Origin of the sequence: Rhodovulum sp. FJ3, from assembly GCF_032918305.1 — a bacterium.
Classification (GTDB): domain Bacteria; phylum Pseudomonadota; class Alphaproteobacteria; order Rhodobacterales; family Rhodobacteraceae; genus SAT37.
The window spans coordinates 788,258-803,917 of record NZ_JAWJUU010000002.1 but is presented as its reverse complement, the minus strand read 5'-3'; the positions used below and the strand labels follow the sequence as shown (position 1 = coordinate 803,917).

General features: G+C 59.7%; 14 protein-coding genes. 6 read left to right on the top strand and 8 right to left on the bottom strand.

All coding sequences use genetic code 11. From position 1 onward, the window contains the following. Nucleotides 1–697: phage minor head protein (locus tag R1W00_RS09020; RefSeq protein WP_317262414.1), on the bottom strand; the 697-nt coding region annotated here is incomplete at its 3' end. A gap of 762 nt (nt 698–1,459) precedes the next feature. Between R1W00_RS09020 and R1W00_RS09015 the strand changes: the two genes are divergently transcribed. Then, nucleotides 1,460–2,680, top strand: a complete 1,221-nt coding sequence (locus tag R1W00_RS09015) for a hypothetical protein (protein WP_317262391.1) — start codon at nt 1,460–1,462, stop codon at nt 2,678–2,680. A 51-nt stretch (nt 2,681–2,731) separates the two neighbouring features. Here the strand turns inward: R1W00_RS09015 and R1W00_RS09010 are convergent, their stop codons facing one another. After that, on the bottom strand, nt 2,732–3,601 hold the full coding sequence (locus tag R1W00_RS09010) for a hypothetical protein (RefSeq protein ID WP_317262390.1): 870 nt from the start codon (nt 3,599–3,601) through the stop codon (nt 2,732–2,734). A 229-nt stretch (nt 3,602–3,830) separates the two neighbouring features. Beyond that, the gene (locus R1W00_RS09005; RefSeq protein ID WP_317262389.1) at nt 3,831–4,397 is read right to left on the bottom strand and encodes a YcbK family protein; all 567 of its coding nucleotides are present in this window, start codon (nt 4,395–4,397) and stop codon (nt 3,831–3,833) included. A gap of 317 nt (nt 4,398–4,714) precedes the next feature. Between R1W00_RS09005 and R1W00_RS09000 the strand changes: the two genes are divergently transcribed. From R1W00_RS09000 to R1W00_RS08985, 4 genes are all read left to right on the top strand, one after another. Then, nucleotides 4,715–6,325 (top strand): murein L,D-transpeptidase, encoded by a 1,611-nt coding sequence (locus R1W00_RS09000; protein ID WP_317262388.1) that lies wholly within the window; start codon nt 4,715–4,717, stop codon nt 6,323–6,325. Between the two features lie 87 nt (nt 6,326–6,412). Beyond that, nucleotides 6,413–7,504: a UDP-3-O-(3-hydroxymyristoyl)glucosamine N-acyltransferase gene (locus R1W00_RS08995; protein WP_317262387.1), complete on the top strand. Its 1,092-nt coding sequence runs from the start codon at nt 6,413–6,415 to the stop codon at nt 7,502–7,504. Between the two features lie 33 nt (nt 7,505–7,537). Continuing rightward, nucleotides 7,538–7,804, top strand: a complete 267-nt coding sequence (locus R1W00_RS08990) for an acyl carrier protein (RefSeq protein ID WP_317262386.1) — start codon at nt 7,538–7,540, stop codon at nt 7,802–7,804. Continuing rightward, the gene (locus tag R1W00_RS08985; protein ID WP_317262385.1) at nt 7,801–9,009 is read left to right on the top strand and encodes a beta-ketoacyl-[acyl-carrier-protein] synthase family protein; all 1,209 of its coding nucleotides are present in this window, start codon (nt 7,801–7,803) and stop codon (nt 9,007–9,009) included. The genes R1W00_RS08990 and R1W00_RS08985 overlap by 4 nt, the downstream gene beginning before the upstream one ends. Before the next feature lie 75 nt (nt 9,010–9,084). Here R1W00_RS08985 and R1W00_RS08980 read toward each other — a convergent pair whose 3' ends face one another. Further along, on the bottom strand, nt 9,085–9,678 hold the full coding sequence (locus tag R1W00_RS08980; protein WP_317262384.1) for an invasion associated locus B family protein: 594 nt from the start codon (nt 9,676–9,678) through the stop codon (nt 9,085–9,087). A gap of 433 nt (nt 9,679–10,111) precedes the next feature. Between R1W00_RS08980 and R1W00_RS08975 the strand changes: the two genes are divergently transcribed. Beyond that, nucleotides 10,112–11,650, top strand: a complete 1,539-nt coding sequence (locus R1W00_RS08975) for a helicase HerA-like domain-containing protein (protein WP_317262383.1) — start codon at nt 10,112–10,114, stop codon at nt 11,648–11,650. A gap of 23 nt (nt 11,651–11,673) precedes the next feature. Here the strand turns inward: R1W00_RS08975 and R1W00_RS08970 are convergent, their stop codons facing one another. From R1W00_RS08970 to R1W00_RS08955, 4 genes are read right to left on the bottom strand one after another with little or no spacing between them, the layout of a single operon-like run. Then, a complete protein-coding gene (locus tag R1W00_RS08970; protein ID WP_317262382.1) occupies nt 11,674–12,978 on the bottom strand; it encodes an HlyC/CorC family transporter in 1,305 nt (434 codons plus the stop codon). Nucleotides 12,979–13,031: 53 nt separating this feature from the next. Beyond that, nucleotides 13,032–13,964, bottom strand: a complete 933-nt coding sequence (locus R1W00_RS08965; RefSeq protein ID WP_317262381.1) for a site-specific tyrosine recombinase XerD — start codon at nt 13,962–13,964, stop codon at nt 13,032–13,034. Further along, the gene (locus tag R1W00_RS08960; protein WP_317262380.1) at nt 13,961–15,517 is read right to left on the bottom strand and encodes a hypothetical protein; all 1,557 of its coding nucleotides are present in this window, start codon (nt 15,515–15,517) and stop codon (nt 13,961–13,963) included. Before R1W00_RS08960 ends, R1W00_RS08965 begins: the two co-directional genes overlap by 4 nt. Next, complete coding sequence (locus tag R1W00_RS08955) at nt 15,489–15,623, bottom strand: hypothetical protein (RefSeq protein ID WP_317262379.1); 135 nt, start codon at nt 15,621–15,623, stop codon at nt 15,489–15,491. Before R1W00_RS08955 ends, R1W00_RS08960 begins: the two co-directional genes overlap by 29 nt. Nucleotides 15,624–15,660 lie beyond the last annotated feature (37 nt).

Here is a 15,660-nt window from a genome sequence, read left to right as displayed (position 1 = left end):
GTTGACCCAATCGACGCTCATCTTCCGTCAGTTCGGGGAAGACCTCGACCCAGCCTTTTGCCAGTTCACCGTCCAGAGGTGTAAGCTGGTTTGCCTCCAAAGCCGCCAAGGCTTGTGCAGCCAGTTGGCGTGCAAGCGCTACTGCCCCAGCGGCATTCTCGTTTGGCAACGTAAACAGCCCTGGCTGATACATTTCATATAGGCCGATGGCTTCCGCAATTACTCTCGCCCGGTCGCCGCGTTCCGGTGTGTCAGACAGGAAACCATTCTCGGCAAGTTCTTTCGCCATAGCGTAGGCTTGGGCGGCCAAGATGCCTTCAACGGTGTCCAGATCAGCGCCCAGGATTTCTGCCGCATCGCGCACACGTCTCTCGTTCGCAGCGCGCGTGAAGTCTTGAAGCCGGTTGCTTGCTTCAAGGGCCGCGTATGCGGCCAGCCCTGCGGGTGAGCGCGCAAGTAAGCCATTGCCCAGGCGTCGAACCGTGTTGTTGCCGTTCGGAAAACTGTCAGCCGTCGGCGCAAAATCAACAAGAACAATGTTGGTCGACACCGCAAGAGAAATCGGCTCAGCAAAACAACGACAATTATGTGCTTCGCCCGGATGCCCGCTTTCGGGTGGATTGTCCCATCGGAACACGCGGTCGTCATAGGCTGCGTGGTTGTCACGAACCTTGGCATCGTCTTGCGAGCGCCAGATATATTGCTAAATCCCGAGGTCTTCTTGCCGGAGTTGGTTGATCAGCCCAGCGAAGGCCCGCAAAAGGCGTTCTTCCATGGCCGTTCGAAGCGGTCTAAGCCGTTGCGGGTGGTTTTGATACTCGCTGAATATGCTCTCAAGTCACGCTTCCCAAGTGCTAAGCGCGTCTGTCTTTGCGTCGGACACATCGCGCAAATCGGATGCTGAAACAGTTGGCACAGTGTCTGGCGGCGTCAGCGCGTTCAAGAGCATCCGAGTGTTTTCGGAAATCACCTGGTCGAGGCGTTCACTAAATTCGCCCCGCAATGCGGAATAGTTCGGAAAAGTGGATTTGAGCGACAATCCTGAGTGATAGCCAAGAAGGTGACCATGTCGCTGCGTTATTTTGTATTGGCTGTCACCGCCATACCGGAGAAATCGCTGAAACCCTGTTGCATGGAACCTCCGAGTGCGTTCGGGGTCGGTTCTATTCACAGTTGGTAAAGAAAGGATAAGACCACCGTTCGCAACATACTCCGCTTGGGTCAAATCCAGACATTCTTGCGTCGTGCCGCATCTTAGACTTTGGGTTCAAACCGGTCGTTGAGATATGCTTCAACGCGCGTTCCCCTCGCCCCACTATGGATCATAGCACAAATCCTGAGTGTCCAATGTTCTGAACCTATCCAGCCCGCAGGTCGGCTTAGCGGACGAAGCCGTCGTTCACGTTCTTCGATTAAATGTCCGCTTTCGCCCGACGGTTTTGCAGCCTAATCAAATGGTATGAGTATATTTGACGATATTGACGCAGTGCCATGGTCTCAGCTTCACCATGCATACGGCCCGGCTACAGATGTGCCCTTGCTTCTAAAAACACTAATGTTTCCAGAGGAAGTGAGTGACGAGGTGGCAAAGCAAGCCGAAATGGCTGGGCGTAGCGTCTTTGAGCATGTCACTTGGACACTTTGGGGCAACGTCTTTCACCAAGGAACGGTTTGGCAAGTTACCGCGACGACTGTCCCGTTCTTTGTAGAAGTCTTAATCAACGGTCCTGACGATCCCAGGCAGCACGAATTCTTGGTTACTTATCTCCACCATCTCGCCTTGGGATACCCCGACGATATTTTTCCTGACGTCCCTGATCCTGACGAGGAGTTCGCTGAAGTCGAAGGACTGACTGACAGCGGCGAGGAGCCGGACTATGGCAGCGAAGAAATCGATGTAAGACACCTGATTTGGCGGCGGGATAGCTACGCAGCTGTCGAAGGAAACATTGAGGCCATTCTGCCATTCGTTGAAAGCGAGAGTGACGCAGTTTCAGATGCGGCGATAGCATTGTGCGCATCGTTTCCCCGGCGATCAGACATAACAGCCCCAACGCTAAGGTCGCTTGCCAAGTCCGAAGGCCGAAAGGGTGCAATGGCGACAGTTTCGATGTCTGCTCTCGGTGACCCTGAAACATCTCGGTTTGCTGAGAACCATGTGCGGTCGAACGACAAGTTGACTTCAATACTAGGTGCATGCGCAACGTGTCTTCATCAAAAGCACAATGTAGCTTCGAATATTCCCTCCATCCTCACCAACCCTTTGGGTGATCTGGGAGAGACACAAATCGCGCATGCGTCGACGCTGAGCACGTTGGTAGGTCGATGTCTCGAGTGCGTCGGCCCGAAGCATCGCGAGACAGCCATCGATGGAATTTGCATGCAACTGGCGAAAGCAAACGCAATGGAGTCGCTTTCGCTGACCGATAGTCTTTTGACAACCGTGTTTTCAAACGGTGTCCCAAGCAAAGCTTCAGAATTATCATCGATTCAAAGAAAGGCTGTGGAAGCTATTCGTGATCACGGAGCGTTCAAGGTGTCTGCGGGAACCTTTGGAAACTACACCGAATTGCTTTCCGGATGGCGTCTCCCTCAATCCGCAGATGAAATCGACAGATGGCTAAGTGAAGGAAATGGCCGAAGCCAATGGAAACGCTTGTTTGACCTAGTCGAAAGATAGACGAAGCGGACAAAATCGCTGATAGGCTCAATGTCTGCTTTCATCAATTGTTTACGTGCCAGCCAACGCTTCTCTTCGCCAAGGCAGCCCTGGAATCCACTCGTCTCCGTCCGCTGGGGCTGTTCCATTGGCGAAGAAAGCCCGGAACAAATCCACCGCGATATTTCGTGGTACGGTGTACTCTCGGGTAAACTCTAACTCGATCCCACAACACGGACAGGAAAACATTTCAAGCTTCTCGTCTTCATCGCCCAAAACGTAGGTTCCGCTGTCTCCTGGGTCTGAAAGGTACATCGGCAATCCACGATCTTGGTTCAGGAATACTGAGAGCGTATCACCTTGCCACCGGGTCAGTTCTAAATGTGTTTCTCCGATTGGAAGAGCCTCTAGCGCTTCATCCAAACTCGCGCTGTCTGTCAACTCCAGCAATTGCTCAGTGCCCGCAATCTTTGCCTTCCAAGCTGGATAGCCGCCAAGCGCCACCCAAGTGTCATAGGGCAATCGTGCCGCCAAATGGTACCCAACATGACTGTCGTCATCAAAACGTCCAGCGCCAACATACTGGTGATATGCCTGATGGACCGGACCGCAAAAAATCCATTGATCCGCTTGTCGCAAAAAGAGGTAACAACGCCGAACCCATGTTTTTCGCCGCAGGTTGTACTTTGGCTGCACAGCTTCAGGAAACCATCGCACTTTTTCGCCCAGATACTCTTCGGGTTCATCTGGCCACCATTCCAAGTTGTCCGGCGATAACAATCGGACGCCCTTTTTCGTTCCGCTAGGTGAGGCAAAGAAAAGGATCGACTGGCCGCAGACAACGAATTGATCGCCGCAGTACGAAACAGGCCTACGCCAACCGCGAAAGGCGTCGATTGCCTCTTCACGGGTCATTTTCTCGAATAGTTCTGGCTCTTTCATTAATCTAGTATGCCGTACACGTTCATCACGAACAACAATCTGCGTTCCCAGAAACGGACGTTCGTACGATGCGCAGCATCCGGTATTTTGGGCTCTTTCCTGCCATTCGCCGCAGGAGCTCAAAATGAATGCTGGCCAAGCAAACTCCACAAAAACAAAAGACGTCGGGAACCCCGACGTCTTTTGTGCGTTCTGTGAGTGAACTGTTGTGGATTAGCTGCCCTAGCTCTTAACTACCCCATGTGCGAATGACGCCGCAATCCATGTGGACGAAATTGGAACCGCTGTACTTGCCGACGCCGCCACTGTTACAGGCCTTGGCGGCTTTGAACATCTGACTGACCGAGCGGCTTTTGAGGCGCAGGTCGGCGGCTTTGCCTTGCATGTGCAGGGAATTCTTGGCGACCCCGCGCGAGCGTGAGCGCAGCATCGCGTTGGTCTGGGGGCTGCGATAGCCGGAGAGCATCATATAGGGCTCATCCGTGTCCATCAGGTTGCGCGAGGCGGCCATGATGTCGATCGTGCGCAGGTCGATGTTCTTGATCCCGTCCGTGCGCCAATCGCGCATGAAGTGGTTGATCTCGTTCCACGCCTCTTTGATGTACTCGCCCTCGATCCAGTAAACCGTGTTGATCGATTCACCGGTCCGGCCGGAATACATGCTGATGGTGCGGATGTCGCCCGCGCCGCGCAGAAAGCCGAATGCGTTTGAATAGGTCGGGGCGGCTGCAACTGTTGTTGCTGCAAAAGCGCCCAAAAGGCCGCGCCGCGTAATCCCCACGTTGGATGTCGTCATGAACCTGCGCCTGTCCCGTCGCTGCTCCGCCACATTACCGTGGCTTGTATCGTTAATAACCCCAAGTGCAGGGACTCTATGCCACGAATCGAATCGTGAACCAAGTTTTCATTTGCCATCGAAACCTCATTTCAAGGGGAATCGGCAGAAATTTGCTCAATTTCCAATCTTGTTGCGTGGTGATACTGTCTGTGGCTGTGCAACACCTGTGCCAGCCGCTTGGGCGGGTCTGGAGTGTTTGTGATTGGACTTTGGGGAACGGGTTCGATCAGTTTAGAGTTAAGAGGGTGACCGATATCATGTGTGGAGAGACCGCGATGTACGCCAAAGCAGGAATTGGATTTAAAAACCGGGCCTTGGCCGCGGTTCTGGCAGGGATGACGGTTCTTGCCTCCGCAGCGCCAGGTCTGGCCCAGCAGGTCACCGCCTTTAAACAAGCCATCGCCGAAGGAGCGTCGCGTGACGATGCCTTGGCCGAATTTTACCGCGCGCGCGACTATGAACCCCTGTGGACGGGCAAGTCGGATCGCGCGCGTCGCTCTGCGTTGATTAAGGCGCTGGCCGATGCCGAGGTGCATGGCCTGCCCGCCACGCGCTATGACGATGAGGTCCTCATGGGCCTCTTTAAACAGGCCAAAACCCAGCGCGCTCTTGGCGTGGCCGAGGTCGAGGCCAGCAAGATGTTCCTGCAATACGCGCAGGACCTGCAATCGGGCATCCTTGAGCCGAACAAGGTCGTGTCGGACATCAAACGCAGCGCACCGCGCCGCGACCGTCTGGCCCAGCTTGAAGCGTTTTCCAAAAGCAGCCCGCGCGCCTATCTGAAAAAACTGGTCCCCGACAGCGCCGAGTACAACCGCCTGTTGGCGGCAAAGATGGAATACGAACGTCTGCTGGGCAAAGGCGGGTGGGGCGAAACCGTGCCCGGCAAAAAGCTGGAACCCGGTGACAGCGGGAATTCGGTTGTGGCCCTGCGCAACCGTCTGATCGCGATGGGCTATCTGCGCCGCACCGCGACGACCACCTATGACGCCGACATCCAGAAGGCCGTTCAGGCGTTCCAACTGGACCACGGTCTGTTGGCCGATGGTGTGGCCGGTGACAGCACGCTCAGCGAAATCAACCAGCCGGTTCAGGCCCGCCTGCAATCGATCATCGTCGCGATGGAGCGCGAGCGCTGGGTCGGGGGCGACCGTGGCAAGCGTCATGTTCTGGTGAACATCGCCGACTTCCACGCGCGTATCATGGAAAACGGCAAGGTTGCGTTCAAAACCCGCTCGGTCGTGGGCAAGAACACCGGTGATCGCCGGACGCCCGAATTCTCGGACGTGATGGAGCATATGGTCATCAACCCGACGTGGAACGTGCCGCGCTCAATCGCGACCAAGGAATACCTGCCGCTGTTGAAAAAGAACCCGAATGCGGTTTCGCATCTGCGTCTGATCAACAGCCGTGGTCAGGTGGTCAGCCGCGATAGCGTGGATTTCTCGGAATTCACCACGCGCAACTTCCCGTTCGACATCAAACAGCCCCCGTCGAACAGCAACGCGCTGGGTCTGGTCAAGTTCATGTTCCCGAACAAGTACAACATCTACCTGCACGACACGCCCGCGAAATCGCTGTTCTCGCGTGAGAGCCGCGCGTTCAGCCATGGCTGTGTCCGTCTGAACGACCCGTTCGATTTCGCCTATGAGCTGTTGTCCAAGCAGGAAGCCAACCCCGAGGCCTATTTCCAGAACATTCTGGCCACCCGTCGTGAGACAACTGTGCCTCTGGAAACGCCGCTGCCGGTGCACCTGATCTACCGCACGGCAATGACCGAGGCCAAAGGCAAGGTGCAGTTCCGTCGCGACGTTTATGGCCGTGACGCGCAGATTTTCAAAGCCTTGGTCAACGCTGGGGTGGTACTGCGTGCGGTTCAAAGCTAAATCGAACCACACACCCGAATAATCGCATTGGGCCTCGGGTGAACCCCGTGGCCCTTTTGCGTTTCCAGAGCCCGAGAGGACACCAAGATGGCAATCACCGTAGGCGATATCGCAACCGCACTGGACGCGGCGGCGGAGGGGGATTTGACCCTGCCGATCTCGGGCGCGGCGGAACCGGCGGCGGCCAAGGCGGGCGAACTGGCCATGGCGATGTCGCCGAAATACGCCGAGGCCCTGCCACAGGGCGCGGCCACGGCGGCGTTGCTGTGGGAGGGTGCGGATTGGCAGGCGATGGGCCTCAAGGCCGCGATTTTTGTCACGCGTCCGCGTCTGGCCATGGCGGGCCTGACCAAGGCCTTTGATCCGGGCCCCGCGATTGCAGGCGGTATTCACCCGAGTGCCGTGATTGATCCGACCGCCAGTATCGGCGCGAACCCCGCGATTGGTCCGCTGGTCGTGGTTGGACCCGGCGCGGTGATTGGCGACAACGCCCGCTTGGCCGCGCATGTGGTGGTGGGCGAACAGGCCCGCATCGGGGATAATGCGATGATCCTGTCCGGCGTTCGCATCGGGTCGCGCGTCACCATCGGCGACCGGTTCATTGCGCAATCCGGCGCGGTGGTCGGCGCGGACGGGATGTCGTTTGTCACACCCGATAAATCCAACGTCGAAAAGGTCCGCGAAAACGTCGGTCAGGCCGATGATCTGGGCCAAGAGCCGTGGGTGCGTATCCATTCCCTTGGCGCGGTCACGGTTGGCAATGACGTCGAAATCGGCGCAAACGCCTGTATCGACAAGGGTACGATCCGCGACACGCGCATCGGCAACGGCACCAAGATCGATAACCTTGTGCATATCGCCCATAACGTGGTGATCGGTGAAAACTGTCTGTTTGCGGCACAGGTCGGCATCGCCGGGTCCACCAAAATCGGGGATCGCGTGGTCTTTGGCGGGCAATGCGGGGTGGGCGACAACCTGTCGATTGGCAGCGATGTTGTCGCCGGTGGCGCGTCCAAGATGCTGTCCAATGTGCCCTCGGGGCGCGCGGTTCTGGGCTATCCGGCGGTCAAGATGGAAACCCATGTCGAAACCTATAAGGCCCTGCGCCGTTTGCCGCGGTTGTTTACGCAGGTGGCGAAACTGCAAAAATCTGTTTCAAACACCGGCGATAAGCACTAAATGACCGCCAACAGGATGCGAGGGGGAAAATCCATGACGCAGAACGTTCAAGACACCGTATTGCAAATCATCGCTGATCAGGCGCTGATGGATGTGTCCGATATCAAGATGGACAACACGCTTGAGGATCTCGGTGTCGACAGCATGGGCCTTGTCGAAGCGATCTTTGCCATCGAAGAGGCGTTCGATATTCAGGTGCCCTTTAACGCCAACGAACCCGAGGACAGCGATTTTGACATCTCGTCGGTCGCGTCGATCATTGCCGCGGTTCAGGGCCTGGTGGCCGAACAGACCGCATGAAACGGGTCGTCATCACAGGGCAGGGCACAATCAATGCCCTTGGCGGGGATGTCGCCACAACCCTAGAGGCCATGCGCGAAGGGCGTTGTGGCATCGGGCAACTCGACATTCGCGACATCGACCGGTTGGCGATCAAAATCGGCGGGCAGGTGCAGGACTATGCCGCCGAGGATCATTTCAACCGTCAGCAAATCGCCCTCTATGACCGGTTTACCCAATTTGCCCTCTTGGCCGCGCGTGAGGCGATCGCGCAATCGGGCCTCCGGTTCGCCGGTGATCTGGCCGCGACGTCGGGCGTTGTCCTTGGCACCTCGGGTGGCGGGATGCAGACGCTGGATGAGAACTACCGCACCGTTTACGAGGACGGCAAAAACCGCGTCCACCCGTTTGTCGTTCCCAAGCTGATGAACAACGCCGCCGCCAGCCACCTGTCGATGGAACTGAACCTCAAGGGGCCAAGCTTTACCGTCGCGACCGCCTGTGCGTCCTCGAACCACGCGATGGGGCAGGCGTTCCAACTGGTGCGCAGCGGCATGTGCCCCGTGATGGTCACGGGCGGTTCGGAATCCATGCTGTGCTTTGGCGGGATCAAGGCGTGGGAAGGTCTGCGCGTCATGTCCAAAGACGCCTGTCGCCCGTTCTCGGCCAACCGCAACGGGATGGTTCAGGGCGAAGGTGCCGCGATCTTTGTGTTCGAGGAATACGAACACGCCCGCGCCCGTGGGGCGGATATTCTGGCCGAGGTGGTCGGGTTCGCCATGACCTCGGATGCCTCGGACATCGTGATGCCCAGCAAACAGGGCGCGGCCCGCGCGATTTCCGGCGCGCTGCGCGATGGGGGGATCAACCCGTCCGAGGTCGGCTATATCAACGCCCACGGCACCGGCACGGCGGCGAATGACAAAACCGAATGCGCGGCGGTGGCCGATGCGTTTGGCGCCCATGCGGACAAGTTGATGATGTCGTCCACCAAATCCATGCACGGCCACCTGATCGGGGCAACGGGCGCGGTGGAACTCTTGGCCTGTATCATGGCACTGCGCGATGGCGTGATCGCGCCCACGATTGGGTATGAGGAATTCGATCCGGAATGTTCGCTGGACGTCGTTCCGAACGAGGCGCGCGAGGCCGAGGTGAACGTGGTTCTATCGAACGCTTTTGCCTTTGGTGGGTTGAACGCGGTTCTGGCCCTGCGCAAGGTCTGATCCACCACATCCAGTCATGAAAAACGCCCGCACAGAGATCCTCTGGCGGGCGTTTTTGTGTCTATGGGGGGGCGATTAGTTCTCGGTCAGTGCCTTGAACGCGGCGGTAAAGCCCGACAGCGACACGGGGATCGCCACATCGGTTTCCGGCGCGACCAGCGGGTTGATCGTGACAGACGCAGCCGAACCGGCCTTGAACGCGTCGACGTCCCCTTGGGTCAGGCCGATACGGGCGTGACAACCTACGTCGCTGCACCACGTAAAGTCGTATTGCTTGGCCGCGCTGCCATCCACCGACAGGCGCAGTTTACGCGTCAGCAAGGTTTCCAGGGGGGTGATGATGGTGGCACCGGCCGCAACCTGCGGGTTGCCCTCAAGGTTGAACACGGTGATTTCGGCCACCGGATTGCCCTGTGTGTCCTTCAACAGCTGATACAGCTGGCAGGGGTCTTGTTGTCCTTCGGGCGCATGCACACAGCGCAGTTCCCAATCGCCTTCTTTGACCTTGATATAGGGTTGGCCGACCTTGTTCTCGACCACCTCTTCGCCCAGCGACAGGGTCGGGTCGCCCGCAGGCGCCTCGGCACCGGTGTCGGCCTCTTGGGCGACGACGGGCGTGGCGATCGCCAAGGCGGCAATCAGGGCGGTAGATTTCAGCAGTTCACGCATGTCTGTCCTTTGGATTGTCTTTGCGTCTTTAGGCGGGTCTAACACGCGCACCGGATGATGTCAGGGGAAAAACCGCGCGCAGACATCCCGTTGGCGGAAATGTGCGAGCCTATGTTTTAAAACGAAAAAAGGGCAGCGAGTGGCGGCCCTTTTTCCGTTTTTTTATCTCCCCGTCGGACTGGCCGACTTATATTGACCCGAACGCTACGGCGAAATTTGTGAGGCGTCAACACGGAAAAATCACGCTTTTGAAAAATGCTTTTTCGGGTCGGTATGGGGTCAAAAAAAGGCCGCCCGAAGGCGGCCAGTTCGACAGGGAGGAAGTCACTATCTGACGGCAAAATGCATGCCATCCGATAGGGATCAACTATGGCACAGGGGGGTTAACAATGTATTGTGACGGCGAACATCTGGTTAAACAGGGCAGGTTGTGGTGGAAAACGGGATTTTTATCGGCGGCGGCGGGGATGACTATGGCGTGGGGCAATACCTGCGTCTGGACTACGCCAACCGCCACGGGTTGATTGCGGGGGCGACCGGTACGGGGAAAACCGTGACGCTGCAAATTCTGGCCGAGGGTTTTTCGGCGGCGGGCGTGCCGGTGTTCGTGTCCGACATCAAGGGCGATCTGTCGGGGATGGCGGCCTCGGGCTCAACCGAGGCAGAGCTGCACGGCGCGTTTACCAAACGCGCGGGGACCATCGGGTTGGACCTGCAATACACCGCGTTTCCCGTGACCTTCTGGGACCTGTTCGGCGATCAGGGGCACCCGATCCGCACCACCGTGGCCGAGATGGGTCCGCTGTTGCTGGCCCGTTTGATGGAGCTGAGCGAGGCCCAAGAGGGCATTCTGAACATCGCCTTTCGCGTCGCCGATGAACAGGGGATGGCGCTGCTGGATCTAAAGGATTTGCAGGCGCTGTTGGTCTGGGTGGGGGAAAACCGCGCCGATCTGTCCCTGCGCTATGGCAATGTTTCGACGGCCTCAATCGGCGCGATCCAACGCCGGTTGCTGGTCCTTGAAAATCAGGGCGGCACGCGCTTGTTCGGCGAACCCGCGCTTAGCCTTGGCGATATCATGCAATGCGACGCGGACGGGCGCGGGCGGATCAACATTCTGGCGGCGGATAAGCTGATGGCGTCGCCGCGTCTTTATGCGACCTTCCTGTTGTGGTTGCTGTCCGAGTTGTTCGAGACCCTGCCCGAGGTCGGCGATCCGGATAAGCCCAAGCTGGTGTTCTTTTTCGACGAGGCGCATTTGCTGTTTGATGACGCGCCCAAGGCCCTTGTCGATAAGGTGGAGCAGGTCGCGCGCCTGATCCGGTCCAAGGGCGTGGGCGTCTATTTCTGCACCCAGAACCCCGCCGACGTCCCCGAGGACATTCTGGGTCAGCTTGGAAACCGTGTTCAACATGCCCTGCGCGCGTTCACGGCGCGCGATCAAAAAGAGTTGCGCATGGCCGCCGACACCTATCGTCCCAACCCGCGGTTCGAGACCGAAGTCGCCATTCGTGAGGTCGGCGTGGGCGAGGCGGTGACCTCTATGTTGGAACGCAAGGGCATTCCGGGCGTGGTTGAACGGACGCTGATCCGCCCGCCGGCCTCGCAATTGGGGCCGCTGGATGATGCGGCGCGGGCGGCGGTGATTGCCGCGTCCCCGTTCGCGGGCAAATACGACACCGTTCAGGACCGCCATTCCGCCTATGAAATCCTGCGCGACCGCGCGGCGACGGCGGCGGCCGAGGCCGAGGCGGCGGAGGAGGCCGAAGAACAGGCCGAGATGGCCGAACGCGAATACCGCGCCGCGCGCCGTTACACCGGCGGGCGCGTCAGCCGGTCCAGTTCCCGCGTCAGTTCCTCGCGCGATAGCGTCGGATCGGCGCTTGGTCAGGCGCTGGTCAAAGAGCTTAAGGGCACAACGGGCCGACGTCTGGTACGCGGCATTCTGGGCGGGCTGTTCAAAGGCCGCTAGGCGTGAACACCGTTCGCCCCCGATTAAAGGGGGCGAATTTTCAACTGGGTAATCCGGTTGGCCTCGCGCGCGCAGACCTCAAACCGAAAGCCGTGGAAGGAAAACACCTGACCCGGCGACGGGATCAACTGGGCCTCGTGGATGACCAGACCGGCGATCGTGTTGGCCTCATCATCGGGCAGGGCCCAGTCGGTCGCGCGGTTCAAATCGCGGATCGTCATGCCCCCGTCGACAAGGTAATGCCCGTCATCCGTCTGGGTCAGACCGACGTCCTCTTCGATGTCGAATTCATCGGTGATCTCGCCGACGATTTCCTCAAGGATATCCTCCAGCGTGATCAACCCCTGCAGCGCGCCGTATTCATCCACGACCAGCGCAAAATGCGTGTGACGGCGCAGAAACTCGCGCATCTGATCGTCAAGCGACGTGGTTTCGGGCACGAAATAGGGCTCTTTGGCGACGTCCATGATGTCGAACTTGGCCAAGGCATCGGGCGCACCTGCGGCATCACGCACCTGCCGGTTGATGGCGCGCAACAGGTCCTTGGCGTGGATCACACCGACGACGTTTTCCGGTTCGTCCTTGAATACGGGCAGACGCGTGTGCGGGCTCTCAAGGCATTGAGACAACAGGGTTTCGGTGTCATTCGCCGCATCCAGCATCTCGATGTTCGAACGGTGCAGCATGATTTCCTCGACCGTGCGCTCGGCCAGATCCAGCGCGCCAAGAATCCGGTCGCGGTCCTCTTTTTCCACCACGCCTTCGGAATGGCCCAGTTGCAGGGCACCGGCGATTTCCTCGCGCACGGCAAGGATATGATCGTCGGGATCGGTTTTCACCCCGAACAGGGCCAGAACCGCCCGCACCAGCGTGCGCACGGCGGCCACGATGGGCGAAAACACCAAGATCACCACACGGATCACCGGCGACACCCGCGCGGCGGCGGTTTCGGCATTGGTGATCGCATAGGTCTTGGGCAGAACCTCGGCAAAGATCAGCACCAACAGCGTCATCACCAGCGTCGCAAGCGCCACGCCGCCATCCCCAAACGCCCGCGTGAACAAGGCCGTCGCCAGAGACGTCGCCAGAATGTTCACAAGGTTATTGCCCAGCAGGACCGAGCCGATCAGACGCTCGTTATCCTCGGTGATCTCCAGCGCCCGTTCGGCGCCGCGCGATCCCTTGTCCGCCTGCGCGCGCAGCTTGCCCCGTGACGCGGCGGTCAATGCCGTTTCCGAGCCCGAGAAAAACGCCGACAGGATCAGCAACAGGAAAATCCCTGCCGCCGTGGAATAAAACGCGGTGTCGTAAATCGCTGTGCCGTCCATTGGGATGCCCTAGGTTGCCGTTGGTGTCGTTATGGGGGGGCGGGCGCGCCCGTTCAAGTGTCTTGGCCGCCGCGCGCCAAGGGATGATTGTCCAGAACCAGCTGTTTCAGGCGATCGTCCAACACATGGGTATAGATTTCCGTGGTCGACACGTCCGAATGGCCCAGCAAGGTCTGGATCACCCGCAAATCCGCGCCCCCCGCCAACAAATGCGTGGCAAAGGCGTGGCGCATGGTGTGCGGCGTGACCTTGGTCGGGTCGATGCCTGCGGCGACGGCCAGATCCTTGATCAACCCGTGAAACCGGACGCGGGTCAAATGTCCCGATTTGCCGGTCGAGGGGAACAAAAACGCGCTGACCTTGCCGGTCTTTTCGCGCGCCAGTTCCTGTGCCGCGTCTCGTTCGGTCAGCCACGCGTTCAGCGCGTCGCGGGCGGGCGGCGACAGGGGGACCAGACGTTCCTTGCCGCCCTTGCCGGTGACCATGATCATGCTGGGATTGCCGCGCGCCGCCGAGACGGGCAGGGACACCAGTTCGGTCACCCGCATCCCCGTGGCATAGAGCATCTGCATCAAGCAGGTGTTGCGCACCGCCCCCGTGCCATGTTCGGCGGCGGCCAACAGGCGGTCGACCTCGTCATGGCTCAGGGTTTTGGGCAGGCGGCGCGATTGGCCAGGGCCCTTGATTTGCAGCGCGGGGTTGGTCGCGCGCCAGTCCTCTTCGTAGGCAAAGCGGAACATCTGCCGGATCGCGGAGAGACGGCGCGCACGGGTCGCCTTGGCCAGACCCAGAGCGTCGCAATGGATCAAATAGGCCTCGATCTCGTCCCGCTCAACCGTGTCGAGGGCATGGTTGTGACCCTCGCACCAATCGGCGAAATCACGCAGGTCCCGCGCATAGGATTCGATGGTGTTTTGCGACGCGTCCAGTTCGGCGCGATGCGCCTCAAGAAAGGTGGTAATCCAGCGCGCGGCCTCGGGTGTCATCCGCGCCGCTCCAGTATCAACAATTCAAGCGCGGCGCGCCGCGCCGTGTCCTCAAGCCCCAATTGGCGCAGCACGGCCAGACCTTGGGTGATATCGGCCAGATCGCCGCGCGCCCCGTCGGTCACCATGTCGATGGCCAACAGGATCGCCTCACCCACCTGACCGTTGTTCAGACGTTGGCGCATGGCCTCGTTGATCTCGGGGCCGCGAAAGGCCGCCAGAACTGCATCGGTGATGCCGGTGGCGTTCAGGTCCTCGGGAATGAACCCACGCGCAATCGCGATCAGGGTGCGTTCGCGCGGACCGGCGGGTGTGTGACCGGCGGCGATGGTTTCGTAATCGGGCGACAGCATCCCGATCTGAAAGGCCAGCGATTTGATGTCCTCGGTCAGGGGCGCATCCCACAGGCGCGCGGCGTAGAGCTCGGCAAAGGGGCGTTCGATCTCCGCCTTGCGGGCGGCGGCCCATGCGGGGGGCAGGGCCTTGGCGATCATCTCGGCATCGCGCGACAAGAGGGCCACATCGAACGCCTGAATGGCGGCCACACGGTCCCAGACGCCCCCCGACGCCGCAGGGCGCCCGGCCGTCATCACGCCCAGCAACCGATTGGGCGAAATCGCCGAGGCCCGCGCCAGCCGCTCGGCGGCCTCGATCTGGGCCTTCCAACCGCTGTTGCTGCGCAAATCCGCAACGGCAAAGGCGCGGGGCAGGCCGGTGGTCGACATCGGCTGGCCGATCGCCTCTAGCATCCGGAACACAAGGGGCGAGGGGCGCACGGGAAACGGCAAGGGGTCTTCGGGATCGGCGAATTCGGGATCAAGAAAGCGCAGCAACAGCGGTTCCATCGTGTCACTGATAAACCCAAGCGCCGTGCCGGTCTCAAATGTCAGGGCCGCCGCATTCCAATCCCCGTCCCGCGCAAGGCAAAAGATACGCGCGGGAAAGGTCGGGGCGATTTCGGGCGTGGCCAGCATCGCGGCACAGGCGTGATCCTCATGCCCTGTCAGCAGGGACACATCGAACCACCGGCGAAACAGGGCGGGATCGGTCGGACCCGCGCGTTCCAGCAAGGCCTGCGCCTGATCCAGCGCGCCCAGTTCCAACAGCTTGTCCAGACGGGCAAGGAACACGGCCTTGTCCGGATCGGGCGATGTGGGCGGCGAGACCTCGGCCAAGAGGATCGTGTACAATAGCGCCTGAAGGGCGGGCAGGGTGTCCACCCGTTCACGGCGGATCAAACGCGCGATGTTCTCCGCGTCACTGGTCCCCCACAGGTTTTTGGGTAGGCCGGTCACGGCCACGGACAACAGGCCCACAGCATTCACATCCGGCCCGTCCAGCGGCGTCACCGTGATCGGCGTGTCGGTCACGCCCGTGATAGGCGGATCAACCGGTGTCGGGTCAGGGCGTTTGGCGACACTATCGGACAGCCAGTCAATCGCCGACAGGGGGGCGTTCGCCGTGCCCTCTTGGGCGACTGCGACGGGCGCCGTGCCCGCCAGCAACAGGGCGATCAGCCCGCCCTTAATTGACATCAAGCTGGACCGGTTCATTTCGCATTTCCCGCTCAGGGGTCAGATCGCCGACATAGGCAAAGCCCACGAGGCCGATAAACCCCAGCAAAACAAGGAAAAACAGTGCTTTGATCAGACGCCCCATGAATGCTGCCCTTATGATTTGTTGCGCATAGTTTGCG

Bases quoted from the DNA above. Each gene is read 5' to 3' on its own strand.
- R1W00_RS08965 (WP_317262381.1), bottom strand. From the start codon at position 13,964: ATGACACCCGAGGCCGCGCGCTGGATTACCACCTTTCTTGAGGCGCAT.
- R1W00_RS08960 (WP_317262380.1), bottom strand. From the start codon at position 15,517: ATGAACCGGTCCAGCTTGATGTCAATTAAGGGCGGGCTGATCGCCCTG.
- R1W00_RS08980 (WP_317262384.1), bottom strand. From the start codon at position 9,678: ATGCGTGAACTGCTGAAATCTACCGCCCTGATTGCCGCCTTGGCGATC.
- R1W00_RS09000 (WP_317262388.1), top strand. From the start codon at position 4,715: ATGTACGCCAAAGCAGGAATTGGATTTAAAAACCGGGCCTTGGCCGCG.
- R1W00_RS08985 (WP_317262385.1), top strand. From the start codon at position 7,801: ATGAAACGGGTCGTCATCACAGGGCAGGGCACAATCAATGCCCTTGGC.
- R1W00_RS08990 (WP_317262386.1), top strand. From the start codon at position 7,538: ATGACGCAGAACGTTCAAGACACCGTATTGCAAATCATCGCTGATCAG.
- R1W00_RS08970 (WP_317262382.1), bottom strand. From the start codon at position 12,978: ATGGACGGCACAGCGATTTACGACACCGCGTTTTATTCCACGGCGGCA.
- R1W00_RS09015 (WP_317262391.1), top strand. From the start codon at position 1,460: ATGAGTATATTTGACGATATTGACGCAGTGCCATGGTCTCAGCTTCAC.
- R1W00_RS08955 (WP_317262379.1), bottom strand. From the start codon at position 15,623: ATGGGGCGTCTGATCAAAGCACTGTTTTTCCTTGTTTTGCTGGGGTTT.
- R1W00_RS09005 (WP_317262389.1), bottom strand. From the start codon at position 4,397: ATGACGACATCCAACGTGGGGATTACGCGGCGCGGCCTTTTGGGCGCT.
- R1W00_RS08995 (WP_317262387.1), top strand. From the start codon at position 6,413: ATGGCAATCACCGTAGGCGATATCGCAACCGCACTGGACGCGGCGGCG.
- R1W00_RS09010 (WP_317262390.1), bottom strand. From the start codon at position 3,601: ATGAAAGAGCCAGAACTATTCGAGAAAATGACCCGTGAAGAGGCAATC.